The following is a 21,157-nucleotide window of genomic DNA, read 5'->3' on the forward strand; positions in this document are numbered from 1 at the left end:
AGCCGGGAATGGCCGTCAGGCACCCACGATACGGGACAGGTTCCAGCGGAACTCCGCACCGGTCACATCGTAGTGCTCAGGATTCAAGCCTTCCGTACCATGGGGCAGGCACTCTGCAACCGTCAGGGTCTCGCCCGTGCCACGGCCTTCGTTATACTTCGCCAGGTCCACAATCCGCGCGGACTTCAGCGGCCGGTGGGCACGATCCGTCATCACCATCACCTTGGGCCACAACCGTCGCTCCGGCGCGTGGGACACCACAATACCGCGCTGGCCGTCATTCAGCTCAACAAGGCTGCCAGTGGGGTAGATACCAATGGCCTGGATAAACTGCTCCACCAGATCTTCCTGGAATTCAATGTTGCGCATGTCGTAAAGCAGGGTCACCGCGCGGGCCGGTGTCATCGGTTCTGCCGAGCTCCTGGGGCCGATCAGCGTTTCGAAATACTCCGCCAGCCCGGCCACCTTGGCCAGCAGCGGAATCCGGTCACCGCGGATACCTTCCGGGAAGCCGGACCCGTTATGCCGCTCACGGTGGCCCTGCACAACACTGAGAACCGCGCGGGAAAGACCGCTGTCCGCCAAGCGGGCGGCACCGCGATCCACGTAGGTGCGGTAAACAGAAAAGTCTTCCGCGTCCAGCTTGCCTTCATTACGGAGAATGTGGGCCGGAAGGTCCAGCTTGCCAACCTGGGACAACAGGCACCCCAGACCGAGATGGTTCAGCAGGCCTTCATTGAGGCCCAGCTGCCGGCCACAGACCAACGCCCATATCGCGGTATTCAGGGAATGCCGGTAGGTATAGTCATCATGCTGCCGGGTGCGGCTGAGCCACAACATGGCATTGGGATTACGGACAACGCTGGACACCATTTTCTGGGTGACGATGGCAACATCCCGAAGGTCCGGCGTGTCGTGCTGACGGATGGTTTCGAATACCCTATGCAGTGACGCTTCCGCATCCATCATCAGTTTTTTCGAAACTCTGAGCTCTTTCTTCATGGTCGTCACTTCTTCGTAACGGACCGGCTCTTTAATATTCAGCGGCGGCAACTGAACCACATCACGCTCACGGCCGGAGCGCCTGACCTGACGGTTGAAGCGCTTGCCGGGCTTGGAGTGTTCGACGGCCTCACGAACTTCGGCCACATCGATGATCACCCACTTGCAATGGGACACCAGCGAGCGAATGTCGTCCTGGGAACGGATGTGGAAGCCCTGGATCGGAAAAGGCGTCTGATGCCACGGGCGATCCAGATCAGACACAAACATGCCGATCTCCAGATCGTGTACAGCGATTTTCTTCTGACTGACTCCCACGGGACACCTCTACACGTGCACGAATCGATAATCACTATTGTGACGCCCCGCCTAAAAGAGTCCATTACAATTTTGTAGTGCGAAGTAACCGGAAGGCGACAGAGAGTAACGAAAACTATCAGCAGGAAACAAAGTGTAGCAATGTGACACCTCTCACATTACTGACATTTCGCAACGGGGCTAGTTATCGGTTTCGCAAACTGAATCGTCCAGCTCAGGCGGCCGGGCATTAAGGGATCCGCGCGGCGATTTGCGGCTATAAATGGTATACGGCACCGTGGAAGCCCGAATGTAATCGATGTTCTCGGCGTCCTCGCCGCTACCGCGAACGGTGTTGATCGGCTCACAGGACACCAGCAGAGCAAGGGACGACTCGATATCCGTCACCCTGCCCTCAGGGTTGCCGGGGTTTATCGCCATGCAACGGGCGCTTTCGCCTGCTGGCTCTCCGGTACGGGCAAGGCGGTCGAGGCCTTCCCGGCCACAGGCTCGGATACCGGCATCGCAGGTTGCCTGGGCGGCGTTATCATGGCTGTCGTCCACCAACCGCCATTGACGGGCACTGCATTGGGTTTCAACGGTGATGGGGGTGGATTTACTGGCTGCCACCCACCAGCCGGGGTATTCGGCGGTCTGCCAGGTGAGTTTTACCTGCCGCTCCTCGCCTGCCGAATTCTCGGCCGGAAAGACCGCATAGTGGGTGTAGTAGGACGCACACCCGGCCAGGATAAACGGGAAAACAGCGACGATAAGCCGCAAAACAAAGGAAAATACGTTGTTTTTCATGCTGGCCAAAACCGTTTACTGATCCGCGAACTGCAAGCCAAATCCGTCGTTGGTCTTGCGTACCACCACCATCTCCAACACCGGTGCGGGAACCGGCAGGCCCTGAACCTGAACCTGCACGTTGTCGCCAATCGCCGGTGTAAACGGTTCGGTATCGACAACGACAAAAACGCCGCCATCGGAAATATCTCTGGTTGAGAATACAAATTCACCAAGCGCTTCATGGGTAACGCGGACCTTCGCACTCATCGCTGTGCGGTTGTGTACTCTTCGATCATTCCCAACCATAGTTTGTGTGCCCACCACTTTTTGCATAGTTTTTATAGTCTTCCGAAGCATAGCACCATTTCGGAAAGAATATGACACCGGCGTCTTGACAGTCGCAACGGCACAAATGAGAATAGTTGCGGTTTTTAACTAATTTTGAATCTCACTACGATTCAAAACCCCGCCCGTTTAATAAACATAAGGAAGGTATCCCATGCGCCTGAAACTTGCCGCTGCCGCCGTTGCCGCTACCTGTGCATTTCCCCTGCAGGCCAGCGCCGACGGAGAGGTCAATATTTACTCCTACCGCCAGGCCTACCTGCTCGAACCGCTGCTGAATGCGTTCGAGGAAGAAACCGGCGTTGAAACCAACGTGGTGTTTGCCAAGAAAGGCCTGGCCGAGCGCCTGGAGCGCGAAGGCCGCAACAGCCCGGCAGACCTGGTGATGACGGTGGATATCTCACGCATCAACGAACTGGTTGAGCGTGACCTGGTGGAGGGCATCGAAAACGAGACCCTGCAGGAAAACATTCCGGAGAACCTGCGTCACCCCGACGGCAAATGGTTCGCCCTGACCACCCGCGGTCGCCTGATCTACGCCTCCAAGGAACGCGTAGAAGAAGGTGAGATCACTACCTACGAGCAACTGGCTGATGAAAAGTGGGACGACCGCATCTGTACCCGCAGCGGCAAGCACCCCTACAACATCGCACTGTTCTCCTCGATGATCTCCCACCACGGCGAAGAAGTGACTGAAGAGTGGCTCAAAGGCGTGAAAGACAACCTGGCCCGCAGGCCCCAGGGCGGCGACCGTGACCAGATCAAGGCCATCCACGCCGGCGAGTGCGACATTGCCATTGGCAACAGCTACTACTACGGCAACATGCTGAACGACGAAAACCAGCGGGAAGCGGCTGAAGCGGTCCGCCTGGTATTCCCCAACGCCAGTGGTCGTGGCACCCACATCAACATCAGCGGCATTGCACTGACCAAAAGCGCGCCCAACCGCGACAACGCCATCCGCCTGATGGAATTCCTGTCTGAGCCAAAGGCACAGCAGATCTACGCCGAAGCAAACACCGAATACCCGGCCAACCCGGACGTGAAGCCCTCGGGCATGGTTGCCGAATGGGGTGAGATCAACCCGGACGACCTGTCACTCCAGGAAATTGCAGAGAACCGCAATGCCGCGGTAAAAATGGTTGACCGCGTCGATTACGACAACTAAGCAGGCCAGCGATTGAAAAAGCCGGGACTCAGGTCCCGGCTTTTTTGTACAATCCCCACCCTGTATTTTTAGCGACCCAAAGGAAACCTATGTCCGAGGCCATTGCCGTTGAACAGACCGGGGCGGATCATCCCCTGCTGGCAAAACGGACCTCGAAACGCTGGCTGATCACCGCCGCACTGACCACTGCCATCGTGGTGCTCCCGGTGCTGTCTGTGCTCATCCTGGCGTTGTTTCCGGAAGAAAATATCTGGCCCCACCTGCTGGACACCACGCTACCCCGTTACCTGGCCACCACACTCAAGCTCATGGCCGGTGTTGCCGCGATTACCCTGGTGATCGGCCTTGCCACCGCCTGGGCAGTCACCATGTGCGAGTTTCCCGGCCGCAAGTTCTTCGAATGGGCCATGCTGCTGCCCTTTGCCGTGCCGGCCTACGTGATTGCCTATGTGTACACCAGCCTGCTGGATTATGCCGGCCCCGTTCAGACCGCCATGCGGGAATGGTTTGGCTGGCGCAACGCTGCTGACTACTGGTTCCCGGAGATCCGCAGCCTGGAAGGCGCCACCCTGATGATCGGGCTGGTGCTCTACCCCTATGTTTACCTGCTGGCGCGGGCGGCGTTTCTGGAGCAGTCCCCGTCGCTGTTTGCCGTTAGCCGCAGCCTGGGCCACTCGGCCATCAGCACCTTCTTCAGGGTGGTTTTACCCATTGCCCGCCCGGCGGTTGCAGTGGGCCTGTCGCTGGTGCTGATGGAGACACTGAACGATTTCGGTACCGTGGATTTCTTTGCGGTGCAGACCCTCACCGCCGGCCTGTTCGACACCTGGATGAACCTGGGCAACCTCGGGGGCGCTGCGCAAATCGCCACTACCATGCTGGCCTTCGTGGTTATCCTCGTGACCCTGGAACGCTATTCACGGCGTAAACAGCAGCAATTCGCGGCGCGGGACAACCGCGAGCCCATTCGCCGTTTCACCATGTCGTTCCCGCGCCAGATGATCTGTGTTGCTGTCTGTGCCCTGCCCGTTATCTTTGGCTTCCTGTTGCCCGCGCTGACCCTTGGCCAGTACGCCTGGGAATACTTCGATGAAAGCTGGAACCCGGACTTTATCCGCAACACCCTGAACAGCCTGTTCCTGTCTGGCACCGCCGCGCTGACCACACTGATCATCGGCGTCACCCTCGCCTACAGCCGCCGCCTGCATAACACCCGGGGCATGCAAGTGATGATGCGGCTGTCCAGCCTTGGCTACGCCATGCCCGGCGCCGTGCTCGCAGTGGGGGTGATTGTTCCGTTGGCGGGTTTTGACAACTGGGTGGACAGCATAATGCGGGACAGCTTTGGCATCAGCAGCGGGCTACTGCTCAGTGGTTCCGCCTTTGCCCTGGTGTTTGCCTACACCGTTCGTTTCCTGGCGGTATCGGCGGGCAGTGTGGAAAGCGCCCTGCAGAAGATCACCCCCAGCATGGACATGGCCTCCCGTTCCCTGGGCCACTCCCCGGGCAATACTCTGGTAAAGGTTCACCTGCCGATGCTAAGGGGCACCCTGATCACAGCGGCGCTGGTGGTGTTCGTGGACTGCATGAAGGAACTGCCGGCGACACTGATCCTGCGGCCGTTCAATTTCGAAACCCTGGCAACCTACGTGTACCAGTTTGCCTCCGACGAGAAACTGGCCCACAGCGCCCTGCCGGCACTGATCATCGTGCTCGCCGGCATCATCCCGATCATTCTGATGAGCCGGTCGATCTCCAACACCCGGGCGATCAGCTAGATAACAGACCGTGAATGCGCGCCCTGAACCACAAAGCGCCCCTGGAAGACCGCAACCGGCTCCCTGACAGGCTCCGTGGTAGGTTCGCCACAGTACACTTCCGCGATCAGTGACAACCGCCCTTTGCCATGGCGAGCCAGGCTTTTGCGGAATCGGTCGGGAACCTCACCACCGGGGAGGCGGCACAGGGCATAGAAGTTACTGTCGACCGGCTCAATGTGCTCAATCTCGCCCATCTGGATCACCACGTTTCCGGCCAACCCGAGATCGGTCAACACCAGCTCAACCAGCCCCCAGGCGGAGATCACCGCAACCGAGTAAACACTGCCGCCAAAGCCGGTCCCCTGGTGGTTGTGGTTAGGTGCCAGCGGCGCGCTGACCAGCAACGACTGGCCGTCATAGGAAACCAGTTCCACACCCAGCGCTTCCGAGAGTGGAATCATGTCATGAATGCGTTTCTGAAACCGGGCTAACTGAGTCATATTCCCTCCTGAATATGACTTCAGTTTATGCCCGTTGCAACGCTTTCCCTATGCGACTTACGTCGGTTTTATTGCCAGATAACAGGCTCGCGTTTGGCGTACCAGTTATCCACGTTCTCCTGGTAGGCATCCTCCACCACATTGCGCTTCAGTTTCAGCGTTGGCGTCAGGAAGCTGTTCTCGATGGACCATTCGTCACTGACAACGGTAATGAACGCCAATTGCTCGTGGGGGTCCACGGTCTTGTTCACGTCAGTGATCAGTTGTTTGAAGCTGGCCTCGATCTCCTTGCGGAAGTTTTCATCGGCCATCTTCGGGCGAATCTCCTCGCCCAGCATGACCAGTGCGTGGGGTTGTGTCTGGTTGGCGCCGGAGACACACACCATCTCAATGGCCTCGTGGGACATCAGGCGGTTCTCGATCGGCGCCGGGGCAATGTACTTGCCCTTGCTGGTCTTGAAGATTTCCTTGATGCGGCCGGTCAGTTTCAGGCGGCCCATCTCGTCAATCTCGCCCTTGTCGCCGGTTTTCAGGAAGCCGTCCTCGGAGAAGGTTTCGCGGGTTTTCTCTTCATCCTTGTAGTAACCCATCATGGTGGCCGGGCTCTTCACCAGCACCTCGCCCTCATCGCTGACCTTCACTTCCACACCGGGCAGTGCCTCGCCCACGTAGCCGGTGCGTGAACGGCCGGGCTTGTTCATGTGGGAATAGGCAAAGTTCTCGGACATGCCATAGCCTTCCAGTAGCTCCAGCCCAAGGTTGCGGTACCAGTCCAGCACGTCGTTGGACAGCGGTGCGGAGCCACTGCCGGCCAGCTTGACCTTGTTCAGCCCCAGGCCCTTGAGCACCTTCTTCTTTATCACCCGGTTCAGCAGCGGAACCTTCAGCAGTTTCTCCATCTTCTCCTTGGGCAGCTTCTGCAGCACACCATGCTGAAACTTCACCCACAGGCGCGGAACCGAAAGGAACAGCGTGGGCTGTGCCCGCTGCAGATCCTGCACAAAGGTATCCAGCGACTCGGCGAAATAAAGCTGGAAGCCGGAATACAGCGAACCCAGCTCCACAAACGTGCGCTCGAAGACGTGGGCCAGCGGCAGGTAGGACAACATGCGCTCGTCCGGGCCAACACCCAGCACCTGGGTGCCACCGGAAGCGGCAAACGCCATGTTGCGGAAACTCAGCATAACGCCCTTCGGGCGACCGGTGCTGCCAGAGGTGTACACAATGGTGGCCAGCTCATCCGCATCGCGTTGGGTGTTCTCTTCCAGCGGCGGAAACTTGCCCACAATGTCATCCCAGGTTTCAAAATCGTTGGGCGGGCTCAGTGGGTAAGACAGACAGCGAACGGACTCCGGCACACCGGATTTCATCATGTCCCAGTCGTCCAGCTTGCCGACGAACAGAACCTCGCATTCGCTGTGATTGAGGATGTAGTTCACCGTATCCGCATTCAGCGTGGGATACAGCGGCACGGAGATATGGCCTGCCATCCAGATAGCCCAGTCCGACATGATCCACTGGGCGCAGTTCTTGGAGATAATGCCTACCCGGCTCTTCTCAGGCAGGTTCAGGGATTTGAGGTAGGAAGCCATGCGGCGGGCTTCATCCACAGCGCGCTTCCAGGTGTACTCAACGACTTTGCCATCGCCAATGGGCTGGGTCATGTACAGGGAGTCCGCCTTGGCGGTTTCCCAGTGATAAACCATATCCAGGGGGAGTTTGTTGGTGGTGTCCATGGACCTTCCTTGCGTTGTGTTATTTGAGTTATCGACGTTCTTATTGTGTAAGGGGTTTTGCGTATTCGACCTGGTAGCCTATTTCACCACACCATTCACCCCCAAAACGTGACGGAACTAATACTATTTCGCTTCACAGGCATTTTTGCCGGGCAATCCGCCTTCAAATTCACGGACCAAGGTACCTTCCCCTACCCCGCAAACCAATAGCCTGTGATAAACTCCCGCCCCGTTATTAAACGGGCGTTCGACACTCAGGTGACAGCCATGTCGCGCCACACACTTTGAACGGACCCGGAGACCGGAATATGGCCAATAGAATTCTGCGTACGTTGATCGGCACGGCCCTGCTGGCAATGGCCGCCATTGCACAGAGCGACGAGCAGCGAGTGGTTGCCATCACCCAGATTGTCGAGCATCCGGCGCTGGATGCTGTCTACCAGGGGGTCAGGGACGAACTTGAGGCACAGGGATACAAAGATGGCGAGCAAGTACGCATCCTGCACGAAAGCGCCCAGGGCAACGCCGCCATCGCTTCACAGATTGCCCGCAAGTTTGTGGGTGAAGAGCCCGATGTGATTGTCGCCATTGCCACGCCCTCGGCCCAGACCATGGCGGCCGCCGCCCGCAATACCCCGGTGGTGTTTTCAGCCGTCACCGACCCCGTGGGCGCCAAACTGGTTAAAAGCCTGAAGGCCCCCGGCGCCAACATCACCGGCGTTACCGACATGCTGCCCATTGAAAGTCACCTCGACATGCTTGAGCGTGCTGTTCCCGACGCCAAGCGTATTGGCACCGTCTACAACCCGGGTGAAGCCAACTCAGTGGCACTGATAGACATGATTGAAGAGCGCATGGAAGCCCGTGGCATGGAACTGGTGAAAGCCGCCGCTACCAAGACTTCCGAAGTGCTGGGGGCCGCCCGCTCGCTGGTGGGCAAGGCAGACGCCATCTACCTGACCACCGACAACACCGTGATCAGCGCCGTGGAAGCGGTCATTTCCGTAGGCGAGCGCGCCAGCATCCCGGTATTCGCCGCCGACACCGCCACCGTCAGCCGTGGCGCCGTTGCCGCACTTGGTTTCGACTACTACGACCACGGCCGCCAGACCGGCGCCATGGTCGCCCGCATCCTGGAAGGCGCCAACCCGGGCGAGATGGATGTGGAGTCCGTCGACACCCTGGAACTATTCGTGAACCCCGCTGCCGCGGAGCGTATGGGCATTACCCTGTCCGACGACCTGATCAGCGACGCGAAGAAGGTCGTAAACAGCGACCAATAACCCACTGTTCACGGGCGGCCTCACAAGGGCTGCCCGTTTTCATTTACGGTGAACCTGTCCCATGCTTAGCAATATTGCCTTTTACGGCGCCATAGAAACCGGCCTTATCTACGGCCTGGTTGCCTTCGGTATCTACATTTCCTTCCGCGTGCTCGATTTCCCGGACCTCACAGTGGACGGCAGCTTTCCTCTCGGTGCCGCCGTTGCCGCTGTCCTGATTATTGAGGGCGTGAACCCCTGGCTGGCCACCGGCGCCGCCGTGATTGCCGGTATGGGCGCGGGGGCGGTCACGGCACTGCTCAACGTGAAGCTCAACATCCTCAACCTGCTGGCCTCCATCCTCACCATGATCGCGTTGTATTCGGTGAACCTGCGCATCATGGGCCGGCCCAACATCGCCCTCCTCACCGAGGAAACCGTGCTCACACCCTGGTACGACCTGGGCCTGGCCTATCATCAGGTGCCGGTGTTGCTGTTCGTACTCGTGGTGCTGGTGAGCCTGGTACTGCTGTGGCGTTTCATGAAATCCGAAACCGGCCTGGCGATGCGTGCAACCGGCGCAAACCCACGGATGGCCAGGGCCCAGGGCATCGCCACGGGCGCCATGATTGTTCTCGGCGTGGCCCTGTCCAACGGCCTTGTGGGCCTGGCGGGCGCCCTGTTCGCCCAGAGCCAGGGCGCTGCGGATGTCACCATGGGGGTGGGTGTTATTGTCATCGGGCTGGCCTCGCTGATTGGCGGTGAAGCCGTGCTCACACCTTCTACCGTCTTCCGCGCCCTGGTCGCCTGCGTGATCGGCGCCATTGTTTACCGCCTGGCGATTGCCCTGGCGCTGAACGCGGACTTCCTGGGTTTACAGGCGCAGGACCTGAACCTGATCACCGCTGTGCTGGTCACATTGGCCATCGTACTGCCCGGCGTTCGCACATCCGTTGCCGCGCGGCTCACCCGCAAAAAGGCCTGAGGGGGAACCATGATTACAGCAACCGACCTGACACTGACCTTTGGCAAAGGCACGCCCCTGGAAAACCCTGCCCTGCGTGGCATGAGCCTGACCGTCAACCAGGGCGAGTTCGTGACCGTTATCGGCAGCAACGGTGCCGGAAAATCCACATTCCTGAACGCCCTCGCCGGCGAAGTGATGGTCGACAGCGGCCAGATCATCGTGGACAACCAGAACGTCACCAAACTGCCAACCTATAAGCGGGCCGGCAGCGTGGCCCGCGTATTCCAGGACCCACTGGCCGGCACCTGCGAAGGGCTGACCATCGAGGAAAACCTGGCCCTGGCCATCAAGCGGGGCCAGCGTCGCGGGCTGAGCGCAGCGGTAAAGGCCCGCTACCTGGACCAGTTCAAAACCAGCCTGACCTCCCTCAACCTGGGCCTGGAAAACCGCCTGGGCGACAAGATGGGCCTGCTCTCCGGCGGCCAGCGCCAGGCCGTCAGCCTGTTGATGGCCAGCTTAACGCCGTCCGCCATCCTGTTGCTGGACGAACACACCGCCGCGCTGGACCCGAAAACCGCGTCCTTCGTGCTGGACCTGACCACGCAGATCATCGAGGAGCAGAAGCTCACCGCACTGATGGTCACCCACAGCATGAAACAGGCGCTGGAAGTGGGCGACCGCACGGTGATGCTGCATCAGGGCCAGGTAGTGTTCGACATTGCCGGCAAGGACCGGGAAGGGCTGGAAGTGAAGGACTTGCTGGAGCTGTTCGAGAAGCAGCGCGGCCTGGAAATCACCGACGACAGCCTGCTGCTGGGCTAGGAAGAGCCTGGGCCACGCAGGAAGAATTCCCCTCCTGCGTAGCCTTCCGGTTAATGGCCGTAGATGATCATCTGGGTGTTGGTGATGGCCAGGTCATCCATAAAAACACTGCCTATGGATGTACCGCCAACGATCACACCACCAATGCTCATATCCGCCCGGAACTCCGGAATTTCAATGGCAAGGCTACTGATTCCCTGCGAGTTTGCGGTTTTATAGATACCCATCTCCACGCGGGCGAACAGGTCCAGCGGCTGGGGCGCCGACAGGTCGTAGTCCGCACCTGTCAACCTCAGGTCCTCGATGCCCAACGCCAGAAACGGCACATCGAAATCCATGTCGTCGATGGCGAGATCGGCCCGTAAGCTCATCACGTCTGTTGCGGTATCCACACGAATGGTTCCCGAACCGATCAGCGCATCCATATGGAAGTTGTCCATGATGGTGGTGCTGTTGCCACTGCCAGCCAGATTCCACTCACCGGTTGAGATCCGCAGATCCACCGCACCAAAGGTCATGGGCAGGATGTTGATGATGGCATCGCCGTCACTGGCGATGTCGATGTTGATCCGGATGTTATCCAGCAGATCGCTGGGAGCGGCGCCGGTCAGGTTCGTTCCCATCTCGGAGAACATATCTGTCCGGTTGGTACCGCCCACGGAGATATCGTTGATGACCATGGACCCTTCATCAGTGTAGATGAAACGGTCAATGTTCAGTTTGGTTTCCAGCTCAATGGTCACACCGGCCTGGCCGGTGATGTTCCCCATCACGCTGTCGTCCAGCATTTCTATGTCTGCCATTGCGGCAGCAGGCAACCCTGCGACGCCCAGCGCAAGCAGTGTTCGTTTCAGGCCTTTCATTATTATGTTCCTTTTATAGTAGTTTTCACTTCCTGTGGGCCACTACCTTATTACGACGCCACACCACTACTTTAGCGACAGGTACAAAACGGGTACGTGCACCGGTCACATTTAACTGACTTTATGAACATTTTTTCAGGTTCTTTCCTGCACAGTTTTTGACCACAACATCTAGTGGTTTCAAGCAAAAAGCCTCAAGACGGCGTTTTTACAGGTATTTCGCAATTTTCAAGCATTCGGCCATTGATTTTCTTTCGCTATGGGCCGCTATCTATAGTTGTCTTCTTATTCACAGACCACTATATCCTGTTATACTCATTGCATATTCACCCATATATGGGATTTTCACCGCGCAACCAAACAGCAGCCCCACAGGGCGGAGCGCCGGTGAACGCCGGGTGATCATCTTTCCTGAAAACCCGGTGTTGCGCCCTTTCCGGGGTGGGCAGCGGGTTAGAAAAACACCAGATCTAGTGTTTCACCGGATCTGAAGCACAACAGCCTTCCAGGCTGCGATAATGTAACGACACATGGGGTATGGCCGGCTGCGGATTGCAGCGGCCATCAAAGAGACATACCGGACATCCGAGGGTGGCAATGAACGCTAAAGCACAGGCAGTGATAACAACAATTCCGATGCAGGAAGCTTCGCTGGACATCTGGAACAGCAAGTACCAACTCAAAACCAAAACCGGTGAACCGGTCGATAAGGACATCGAAGCCACGTACGAACGCGTTGCCACTGCCCTTGCGGAAGTGGAAAACAAGGCCAACCGCGCCAAGCACAAGAAAGAATTCGTGTGGGCCCTGCGCCACGGTGCCATCCCCGCTGGCCGTATTACCTCCAACGCCGGCGCGGAAGCCCACAAACCGGCTACGTCCACCATCAACTGCACCGTGTCCGGCTCCGTTCAGGACTCCATGAACGACATCCTGGAGAAAAACCACGAAGCCGGCCTTACCCTGAAAGCGGGCTGCGGCATCGGCTATGAGTTCTCCACCCTGCGCCCCCGTGGCGCCTACGTGGCTGGCGCCGGTGCCACTACCTCCGGCCCACTGTCGTTCATGGATATCTTCGACCGCATGTGCTTCACCGTGTCTTCCGCCGGTGGCCGCCGTGGTGCCCAGATGGCCACCTTCGACGTGCACCACCCGGACGTGATCGACTTCATCCAGGCCAAGCGTGAAGACGGCCGCCTGCGCCAGTTCAACCTCTCGCTGCTGATCACCGAAGACTTCATCGAAGCCGTTCGCAACGGCGACGACTGGCACCTGTCTTTCCCTGTTACCGAGAAAGAAGCCGCCGACGAAGGCCTGGACCTGAACGACGCCAGCCAGTTTGTGTACCGCGACTTCCCGATCCAGAAAGGCTACGTGGTCAACGATGAAGGCAAGGTTGCGTGCCGTATCTACCGCACCCTGAAAGCCCAGTTCATCTGGGACACCATCATGACCAGCACCTACGACTACGCCGAGCCAGGGTTCATCCTGATCGACAAGGTCAACCAGATGAACAACAACTGGTTCTGCGAAGACATCCGCGCCACCAACCCCTGTGGTGAGCAGCCCCTGCCCCCGTACGGCAGCTGCCTGCTGGGCTCTGTGAACCTGACCATGTTCGTGGACTACCCGTTCACCGACAAGGCCAGCTTCAACTATGAGAAGTACCGCAAGGTAGTGGGCATCTTCACCCGCATGCTGGACAACGTGGTGGAAATCAACGGCCTGCCGCTGGAAGAACAGCGCCACGAAATCACCTACAAGCGCCGCCACGGCATGGGCATCCTCGGCCTGGGTTCCACCCTCGCCATGCTGCGCATGCCTTACGGCTCGTCGGAATCCGTACAGTTCACCGAAGACGTTGTACGTGAAATGGCCGTGGAAGGCTGGCGCCAGTCCCTGGCCCTGGCCGACGAGAAAGGCCCGGCGCCGATCATGGACGACGAGTTTGAAGTAACCCCCAAGATGCTGACCAAGTGCCCGCAGCTGTCCCAGGACGGCTACAAGCTGGGCGACAAGCTCAAGGGCAAGGTACTGCACGCCAAGTACAGCAAGTACATGCAACAGATTGCCGGCGTGGAGCCAGAGCTGATCGAGCAACTGGCGGAGAAAGGTGGCCGCTTTACCCACCACACCTCCATCGCGCCCACCGGCACCATCAGCCTGTCGCTGGCCAACAACGCCAGTAACGGCATCGAGCCGAGCTTCTCGCACCACTACGCGCGCAACATCATCCGCGAAGGGCGCAAGACCAAGGAAAAAGTGGACGTATTCTCCTTCGAGCTGCTGGCCTACCGCCACCTGGTTAACCCCGGTGCCATGCCCTTCTCCGAAGAAGAAGACAAGCGCCTGCCCCACTACTTCACCACGTCTGAAGACGTGACGCCGGCGCAGCACGTGGACATCCAGGCCGCGGCACAGCTGTGGGTGGACTCGTCCATCTCCAAGACTGCCAACGTGCCCCAGGACTTTGCGTACCCGGACTTCAAAGACATCTACATGTACGCCTACGACAAAGGCCTGAAGGGTTGCACCACTTTCCGCTTTAACCCGGAAGCCTTCCAGGGCGTACTGGTCCAGGAAAAAGACCTGGAGAACACCCTGTATGAGTTCACCCTGGACGATGGCAGCAAAGTGACCCTCAAAGGCAACGAAGAAGTGGAGTACGACGGCGAAATCCACAACGCCGCCAACCTCTTCGATGCGCTTAAAGAAGGCACCTACGGCAAATATTGATCCGGTATAACCGACACAGGACACAACACCATGACCGTTAAAATCAGCAACAAAATCGTCGGCTACCGCGTCAAGAAAGCCGACTCCGAAGCAACACAGCCAGCGCCGCAGCCGGAAAACAAACCGGTTGAGATGAACGAATACATCGAGCGGCCGGACTTCCTGCTGGGCACCACCTACAAGATCAAGCCGCCGGTGGCCGAGCACGCGATGTACATCACGATTAATGACATCCTGCTCAACGAAGGTACCGACCACGAAAGCCGGCAGCCGTACGAAGTGTTCATCAACTCCAAGTCGATGGAACACTTCCAGTGGGTCATCGCCCTCACCCGCGTTGTCTCCGCCGTATTCCGCAAAGGTGGCGACGTCACCTTCCTGGTGGAAGAACTGCGCAGCGTGTACGACCCCAACGGCGGCTACTTCAAGAAAGGCGGCGTATTCATGCCGTCCCTGGTGGCTGAAATCGGCGCCGTGATCGAGAAACACCTGAAGGCCATCGGCCTGATTGAAAGCGAGGAAATGAGCGAAGTCACCAAGCGCATCCTCGCCGAAAAACGCGCCGAATTCGAAGCCAGCCACAGCACGGCCACCAACGACGACAAAGCCGGCGACTTCCCCCCCAACGCCACCATGTGCGGCAAATGCAGCACCAAGGCGGTGATCGTGATGGACGGGTGTGCGACTTGTTTGTCTTGTGGCGATAGTAAGTGTGGTTGAGGTGATTGACTGCGGTGAGTGATGAGGAGGCCTGGAGCGTGAAAGCTTCGGGCCTTTTTGTTTGGGGTGACTGGAATCATTTGACCGTTTCATGATTGCGGAAATGCGACCGCCTCATGATCGCGCAGCTTTGTTCCAATTTGGCTGGTCAGCTTTGCAAGTTCCTGGTTTTACGGCTAGTTTGAGCAAGTATTTCGGAAACTGGGGGATCATGAAGCGTAATAACGACGTGGTCAGATTTTCAGTGCGGATTTGGCTGCAGTCCAACTGCTGTTAGCCAGTACAGGGAACAATTCATGGGCTCTAAAACAATATCGTCTGACAAGTACGCTGGAAATCAGATCAAGGTTTCCTGCACTCGCTGCGCAGGCATTACAAACCACGAAATAATGAAGTCAGTCGAGGAAACGGGCTGGGAAGAACTTGGGCCGGACTACGAAGTCCACTGGGGCGCAACAAACCAAATAATTAGATGTGGTGGATGTGACACGGTTTCCTTTCGAGTTTTGAGCTCGAACTCAGAGGAAGTTGGTCCAGATATGGAGACTATCGAGCACGAGCAGCTCTTTCCAAGCCGAAGCGAAGGCCGTAAGCCCTTAGATGATGATCATTTGCTTCCAAGCAATTTGGAGCGCATTTACCGAGAAACAATTTCTGCACTGAACAACAAGCAGCCTGTATTGACCGGTATTGGCATTAGGGCAATTATTGAAACGGTTAGCAAAGAGAAGAATGCTACGGGTGGGAATTTGGTCTCGAAAATAAATGACCTAGTTGCAAAGGGCGTTTTAACTCGAGAAGGTGCCGATATTTTACATAAACTACGAATTCTTGGTAATAACGCAGCCCATGAGGTTAAGGCACACAAGCCTACTGAGCTTAATCTAGCTATCGATGTGGTCGAGCATTTGCTTCAGGCAGTATACATTCTCCCTTTTCATGCAGGCCGGACATTCAAGTAGATGGCTAACAATGCCAGTCAGGGCGACGTCTACTGCATTGCGGCTTCGCCTCCATTCCGTAGCCGCGCATGCTGGCGGCGTTAGATTTTAGTTCGACTAGGAGTCCCTTATGACCCTTGCCCGCTTAGAAAGACAGCTCAGGTTGGAGCGTTGCCCCTTTTGCAACGTTGATCGGCCCAATTTGGATATGATCTTCGAAACACAACCTCAGAATAGCGAGGGCGTTTCGCAAGGAGTCTGGCGTTTTTACCAGTGCGGTAGATGTGGTGGAGTAACAACAGCCTGGGCAAAACAAAAAGGGTTGTACACAGAGGGCGTAATTCCATCTTCTCAAGGGGTATCGCGCCATATACCGAATAAAGCGAACGTTTTTCTAGCGCAAGCTCAGCAAAGCTTGCACGCACCCGCAGGTGCAATAATGCTCGCAGCGAGCAGCATTGATGCAATGCTGAAAGAAAAGGGATACACCGATGGCAACCTCTACCCGAGAATTGAACAAGCTGCGAAAGATCATCTGATCACTGAAGGAATGGCCCGGTGGGCTCATCGAGTGCGCCTGGATGCGAACGCCCAACGCCATGCAGATGAAGATGCAGGCTTGCCTACGCCCGAGGAAGCTCGGAAGGCCATCAACTTTGCACAAGCCTTTGGTGAATTTTTATTTGTTCTTCCAGCAATGGTGGAGCAAGGTCTTGAAGAGACTGCGCCAAAAGAATCTAACCAGTAGCGTCAGCCGGACCGGTTTGTTTCGCTACGCTCCACAAACCGACCGCATCGCGTTAGGTACCACATGAAATTTTACGACCACAGAATCGAAAGCGGAGATTCATTCAGTGATCGAATCGGGCCGCCAGATGAGTTCGACGCTGGTATGGGAAGAGTGGTCGAGTCTTTTTCATTCCTAGAGGGTAGTCTCCGAAATCTCATTACTCTGCTTCTGGACGTCTCCAACGAAATTGGAATGATCATCACCGCAGAGCTCTCCTATAAGGGGTTGATCCACCTCGCTTCCTCACTGTTTAAATACAAAAATGCGCGAGGGGATTTTCACGTTGAAGGTGAGGACTGCGCAGACAGGTTTAAAGAGTTGATGTCACTTTGCAGCCAAGCGGAGGAGCTTAGGAACAGAATTGTTCATTCCTCATATGTTAGTAGCTTCCGTGTAAAGACCACAGCTAAAGCAAAGGCAGGATTAAAGACGGTTGTTGAAAATATCGACGCTGATAAATTACTGGATATCGCTGACTTCATAGTCGCTGTCGGCATGGATGTTGAGCAGTTACCGGGGCATTTAAATCTGGCTACCAGCATCAGCGCCCAGGGAGGAGAGGTTCGGTATTACAACGGTGATGAATGCATCGCGGTTTTTGGACAGAACTTCGAGGCTGATACCTAACCAGTGCATTAAATTCGTTCCGGCCCAATGGGCCTCCACCGGACGCCCTAGTCGGGCTCCGTTTATGCAAGCGTTAGGCTTTTCAGTAGGAGGATATGTGCCTGTTTCTCAGACAGTAAGGCGTTCAGTGTGGGTCCGTGACGCAGGGTGCTGTGCTATTTGTCGTGAACGAGTTTACTTGGACCCATCCGACGAAATGCCTGCTCAATTCCGAGGGGAGGTTGCACATATTGTCGGCGAGCGTCCGGATGGTCCGCGTGGTGAGTCGGAACTTCCCCTACAGCAGAGAAATCACGAGAGTAATCTCGTTCTGCTCTGCTTCAATCATCACAATGAGATCGATGGGAATGTGCAGCAGTATCCTGTTAACCGCCTTTACTCTATTAAGGCAGCGCACAAATCTTGGGTAACGGACCGCCTAACCCTTGAGGCTCCATGGCAAACTACTCTGCATAATTTTTATTATTTAAATGTCCCGCGACTCCAAGTCCTCTCAGCTATTTCTGGCGCTTCTCTGGATCTTTCTCGATACGGACAGGTGGTGGCGTTGCATGAGATGGGTTGGGAGCTTGGCGGTCTTATGGCAGGTTTCCAACAACTACTTGAACAGGTCGAACTCAAGGCAATCCCCATGCGCAATGCGCTGTCATTGGGCTCCGATGCTCGCGGATTGATCGTTTCATTTGATGATAGATTTCGCACTAAAAATATTACGATGCCTCAAACGACGGAAGAGTACCGCACTGCTGTACGAGGAGATCTCCAAACTGATCCGCAAATTTATTTGAGAGCTAATGAAAGGAAGATAACCATGGTGGTCGATCCGAGGTGGATTACCACGACTACAGCTTTTGTTCAGTTTCGGCCTTCGGGAGGACAAAACCAATTCGCTGGATTAGGGCTCGTGAATGCGGTAGGTGACGACTCGATGAGCATTACACCTTTGGTTATTGGCTTGCCGTCAAACCCATTCATGGAGGCGTTATACAGTAATGCCTAATCGGGTAGCCGGGGGTATCTAACCCCCAGCCCCCACAACACCCTGCACCGATGCGTCGGACCGACGGCTCCGCACAGGGCGTTTCACCGGGAATGGTGAAGCTTGATCCATCCATCGCGCAGTGATGCCAATCCCTCGGCTTTCAGGTAGTCATTAGACAGTGCCTGTTGAATACCCGGTGTCTTCGAGCTGCGCCAGGGTCCTTTGCTGGTGATGCCACACGCTACGGCCGATTGCACGTGAACGCCCAGCTTCATCAGGCTCCTGACTTTGGTTCGCGGCTTGCGCCACTGTCGCCAGTAGGCCATTCGCACGCGGCGACGAATCCAGTGATCCAGATCGCAGCAGCGTTGGTAGCCGGTGGCGATGCCAAAGTAGTTGATCCAGCCCCGAAGGTACTGGCTTACCTTGAAAAGCTGGTAGTGCATCGACACACCCCAATTCCGATTCGTCAGTTCCCGGATACGTTGCTTGAACTTGCGCAGCGTGTCCGGGTGCCAATGGATCTGGGTTCCCTTGAAGGTAAAGCCCAGGAACTTGCTGTCATTGGTTCTGACCACCCGGCTCTTGGTGGTGTTGACCGTCAATTTCAGGCGGTGTTCGAGGAAGTGGCTGATGCTGGCCAGCACCCGGTCGCCCGCGCGGCGGCTGTTCACCACAATGGTGAAGTCGTCCGCGTAGCGGGCAAACCGATGGCCCCGCCGTTCCAGTTCTTTATCCAGCGGGTCGAGCATAATGTTGGCCAGCAGGGGTGACAATGGGCCACCCTGTGGGACACCTTCCCGACTCTCCAGATAGAGCTGGTTATCGATAATCCCAGCTCGCAGATACCGGGCAATCAGTCCCAGCAAACGCTTGTCCCGAACTTTATAGCCCAGGTGTGTCATCAGCAGGTGGTGATTGACCCGGTCGAAGAACTTCGACAGGTCCACATCCACGGTGAAGCGTCGCCCTTCCTTGAGAACGCTTTGTACCCGTCGCACCGCCTGGTGCGCGTTCCGCCCCGGACGGAAGCCGTAGCTGTCCGCTGAGAATCCCGGGTCGAACAGGGGCATCAGGATCTGGGCAGTGGCTTGCTGAATCACCCGGTCTGTCACCGTCGGGATGCCAAGCTGGCGCTTGCCACCGTCCGGTTTGTCGATCTCAACCCGCCGCACCGGCGCTGGTTGATAATCGCCCGAGCGAATCGACTGCTGGACCACACTCCAATGGCCGCCCTTTACCCAGGCGGGAAAATCCTTGATGGTCATGCCATCGATACCCGCCGCTCCCTTATTGGCTCGAACCTGCTTCCAGGCTTGTTGTAGATTAGCCCGGTGCAGGTGCAGTACCGCATCGAGTAGATCTTCACTAAAGGCTGGCTTCGTGACCGTACGCTGAGTCACGTCATTGCCGGGCGGCATTCGTGCGTTCAAGTCGGTCAAGGCTCCTCCTTTATTTCCGGTGTTAGGCCCTTCACCCTGTCCCGACCATTACGACGGGCGTTTGGCTACTATGGCCGCTGCTGACTTCTGCTCAATCACCGGTGGGGTTACCCCATCGGCGCTATCGGTGTCCATCTCATTCGCTCGCAACCGCCGATGGCAACGGCTGCGCCCAGGCTTGATCGACCAGGAGCCTGACTGGTCATTGACCGATCGCCCGTTGAGCAGATCTCCCCAGATAAGAGCACAAACTTTCCCTGCACAACTGCATCATTTACGGTGGCCGTTAGATCACATGGCTTCGTTGTCTTGTGCCAACTCGCCTTCAGCCTACGCCTCGTATGATGTTCTTGTTCATCAGCTCGCAGTTTTGCTAGCGGCTTACTTCCGGCCGGCGCTCCGGAGACCGCTCCTCACGGATCGGCCCTTGCCATTCGCTAGTGGTTAGCGTTCAATCGGGTAAAACCCATTGAATGGTGATCTTCCCACAGGGGACTTTCACCCCATTAGTTCATGCCCATGCTGGGCGTACACAACGCGTCCACGGGACCGGTTTTCCGCTGCCGCTCCAAACCGGCCCATTACGCAGGCGTTAGCCGCTTTGGGGGTGATCGTGACATTCATACTCAATATTCTGCACAGAGACATGTCCATTCTGGCGGCGGATCGAAAGGCGATAGCCGGAGAGCTGGAAGCGGCAGCGCACGCCATGAGTGCTTCTGCTGAGGTTCGCGATTTCAACAAGATCACTCTAAATTCGAGCATATGTCTTGCTGTAGGAATTTCGGGGAATACACATGAGCATTACTACTTGCCAGAAATCAGTTTGAGCGCCAGCGTTAATGATGTGCTCTCTAAGATTCGAAAGAACATGGAATACGTTCTTCGAGTCAACAAGCGATCTGGGCTGAAGTCTCTGTCTCCGTTCATGGTAAATCAGTGCATTGCAACGTTCTTTGACAAAGACGCGGACATGTACTGCACAAACACCTTTCTCTTTAGCCCGGTTCAAAATCAAACTCGCCTGCATTCGGGCGGCGAAGTGGCGAAAATCTTCTATGCCGGCTCGGGAAGCAAGTATTTCGAGGAGGCGGTCGGCATGGAATGTATAGAATCATTTCTCTCCTCCACTAAAAACTCATGTACCCCAGCGGAGTGCGTACCCTGGATGCAAGATGCATATGAGAGGGTTAGCGCCAGAGATAACTACTCTGGCTCCGGGGCAATGTTTGTTGTGTCAACCAGGTCAAATCCAAGGTTTTCTGAATGGAACGCGGCTATCAATTCGCTGCAGGCGCGACGGCCCTGACGGGCCGCGGCCTGAGCTCAAACGTGTGTGCCGGGCATGGCACAGAACTAGGGAGGTGAAAGTCCTCCTGCCAGGTGTTCGCAGAGCCGAAGGCTAGGA

The 21,157-nt window shown here is 56.7% G+C and carries 19 protein-coding genes; 12 read left to right on the forward strand and 7 right to left on the reverse strand.

Going from position 1 to position 21,157, the window contains the following annotated elements; all coding sequences use genetic code 11:
- Positions 1-15: 15 nt before the first annotated feature.
- The 3 genes from NLU14_RS10595 to NLU14_RS10605 form a co-directional block, all read right to left on the reverse strand.
- Positions 16-1,320, reverse strand: a complete 1,305-nt coding sequence (locus tag NLU14_RS10595) for an HD-GYP domain-containing protein (protein ID WP_275706211.1) — start codon at positions 1,318-1,320, stop codon at positions 16-18.
- Between the two features lie 180 nt (positions 1,321-1,500).
- Positions 1,501-2,106 carry a hypothetical protein gene (locus NLU14_RS10600; protein ID WP_275706212.1) on the reverse strand — a complete coding sequence of 202 codons (606 nt, stop codon included), beginning with the start codon at positions 2,104-2,106 and terminating at the stop codon, positions 1,501-1,503.
- 15 nt (positions 2,107-2,121) lie between these two features.
- The gene (locus tag NLU14_RS10605) at positions 2,122-2,394 is read right to left on the reverse strand and encodes a PilZ domain-containing protein (RefSeq protein ID WP_275706213.1); all 273 of its coding nucleotides are present in this window, start codon (positions 2,392-2,394) and stop codon (positions 2,122-2,124) included.
- A 193-nt stretch (positions 2,395-2,587) separates the two neighbouring features.
- Here NLU14_RS10605 and NLU14_RS10610 point away from each other — a divergent pair, with 193 nt between their 5' ends.
- Positions 2,588-3,601, forward strand: a complete 1,014-nt coding sequence (locus tag NLU14_RS10610) for a Fe(3+) ABC transporter substrate-binding protein (RefSeq protein WP_275706214.1) — start codon at positions 2,588-2,590, stop codon at positions 3,599-3,601.
- A gap of 89 nt (positions 3,602-3,690) precedes the next feature.
- Positions 3,691-5,379, forward strand: coding sequence for an ABC transporter permease (locus NLU14_RS10615; protein WP_275706215.1), 1,689 nt, complete (start codon positions 3,691-3,693; stop codon positions 5,377-5,379).
- Here the strand turns inward: NLU14_RS10615 and NLU14_RS10620 are convergent.
- Together NLU14_RS10620 and NLU14_RS10625 are read right to left on the reverse strand one after the other, a co-directional pair.
- Positions 5,376-5,861: a thioesterase domain-containing protein gene (locus NLU14_RS10620; protein ID WP_275706216.1), complete on the reverse strand. Its 486-nt coding sequence runs from the start codon at positions 5,859-5,861 to the stop codon at positions 5,376-5,378. The genes NLU14_RS10615 and NLU14_RS10620 overlap by 4 nt on opposite strands.
- Before the next feature lie 68 nt (positions 5,862-5,929).
- On the reverse strand, positions 5,930-7,597 hold the full coding sequence (locus tag NLU14_RS10625; protein WP_275706218.1) for an AMP-binding protein: 1,668 nt from the start codon (positions 7,595-7,597) through the stop codon (positions 5,930-5,932).
- A 308-nt stretch (positions 7,598-7,905) separates the two neighbouring features.
- Here NLU14_RS10625 and NLU14_RS10630 point away from each other — a divergent pair, with 308 nt between their 5' ends.
- The 3 genes from NLU14_RS10630 to NLU14_RS10640 all read left to right on the forward strand — a co-directional run bounded on the left by NLU14_RS10630 (position 7,906) and on the right by NLU14_RS10640 (position 10,648).
- Positions 7,906-8,880: an ABC transporter substrate-binding protein gene (locus NLU14_RS10630; RefSeq protein WP_275706219.1), complete on the forward strand. Its 975-nt coding sequence runs from the start codon at positions 7,906-7,908 to the stop codon at positions 8,878-8,880.
- A gap of 61 nt (positions 8,881-8,941) precedes the next feature.
- Positions 8,942-9,844, forward strand: a complete 903-nt coding sequence (locus tag NLU14_RS10635) for an ABC transporter permease (RefSeq protein ID WP_275706220.1) — start codon at positions 8,942-8,944, stop codon at positions 9,842-9,844.
- A gap of 9 nt (positions 9,845-9,853) precedes the next feature.
- Positions 9,854-10,648, forward strand: coding sequence for an ABC transporter ATP-binding protein (locus NLU14_RS10640; protein WP_275706223.1), 795 nt, complete (start codon positions 9,854-9,856; stop codon positions 10,646-10,648).
- A 50-nt stretch (positions 10,649-10,698) separates the two neighbouring features.
- Here NLU14_RS10640 and NLU14_RS10645 read toward each other — a convergent pair whose 3' ends face one another.
- Positions 10,699-11,511 carry a DUF6160 family protein gene (locus tag NLU14_RS10645; RefSeq protein ID WP_275706224.1) on the reverse strand — a complete coding sequence of 271 codons (813 nt, stop codon included), beginning with the start codon at positions 11,509-11,511 and terminating at the stop codon, positions 10,699-10,701.
- A gap of 597 nt (positions 11,512-12,108) precedes the next feature.
- Between NLU14_RS10645 and NLU14_RS10650 the strand changes: the two genes are divergently transcribed.
- The 6 genes from NLU14_RS10650 to NLU14_RS10675 all read left to right on the forward strand — a co-directional run bounded on the left by NLU14_RS10650 (position 12,109) and on the right by NLU14_RS10675 (position 18,325).
- Positions 12,109-14,247, forward strand: coding sequence for an adenosylcobalamin-dependent ribonucleoside-diphosphate reductase (locus NLU14_RS10650; RefSeq protein WP_275706226.1), 2,139 nt, complete (start codon positions 12,109-12,111; stop codon positions 14,245-14,247).
- Positions 14,248-14,277: 30 nt separating this feature from the next.
- Positions 14,278-14,967: a TSCPD domain-containing protein gene (locus NLU14_RS10655; RefSeq protein WP_275706228.1), complete on the forward strand. Its 690-nt coding sequence runs from the start codon at positions 14,278-14,280 to the stop codon at positions 14,965-14,967.
- Between the two features lie 296 nt (positions 14,968-15,263).
- A complete protein-coding gene (locus NLU14_RS10660; protein WP_275706230.1) occupies positions 15,264-15,929 on the forward strand; it encodes a DUF4145 domain-containing protein in 666 nt (221 codons plus the stop codon).
- Between the two features lie 109 nt (positions 15,930-16,038).
- Positions 16,039-16,656 carry a DUF4145 domain-containing protein gene (locus NLU14_RS10665; RefSeq protein WP_275706232.1) on the forward strand — a complete coding sequence of 206 codons (618 nt, stop codon included), beginning with the start codon at positions 16,039-16,041 and terminating at the stop codon, positions 16,654-16,656.
- Between the two features lie 63 nt (positions 16,657-16,719).
- Positions 16,720-17,325 (forward strand): hypothetical protein, encoded by a 606-nt coding sequence (locus NLU14_RS10670; RefSeq protein WP_275706234.1) that lies wholly within the window; start codon positions 16,720-16,722, stop codon positions 17,323-17,325.
- A 178-nt stretch (positions 17,326-17,503) separates the two neighbouring features.
- Entirely contained in the window at positions 17,504-18,325 is an 822-nt protein-coding gene (locus tag NLU14_RS10675; protein ID WP_275706236.1) for a hypothetical protein, read from the forward strand.
- Positions 18,326-18,408: 83 nt separating this feature from the next.
- Here the strand turns inward: NLU14_RS10675 and ltrA are convergent, their stop codons facing one another.
- Positions 18,409-19,749, reverse strand: coding sequence for a group II intron reverse transcriptase/maturase (ltrA, locus tag NLU14_RS10680; protein ID WP_275706238.1), 1,341 nt, complete (start codon positions 19,747-19,749; stop codon positions 18,409-18,411).
- A gap of 613 nt (positions 19,750-20,362) precedes the next feature.
- On the opposite strand from ltrA, the gene NLU14_RS10685 reads away from it, so the two are divergent.
- Positions 20,363-21,058, forward strand: a complete 696-nt coding sequence (locus NLU14_RS10685; RefSeq protein ID WP_275706240.1) for a hypothetical protein — start codon at positions 20,363-20,365, stop codon at positions 21,056-21,058.
- The last annotated feature ends 99 nt before the right edge of the window (positions 21,059-21,157 follow it).

The organism is Marinobacter iranensis, from assembly GCF_029207565.1.
In the GTDB taxonomy this organism is placed as follows: Bacteria; Pseudomonadota; Gammaproteobacteria; order Pseudomonadales; family Oleiphilaceae; genus Marinobacter; species Marinobacter iranensis.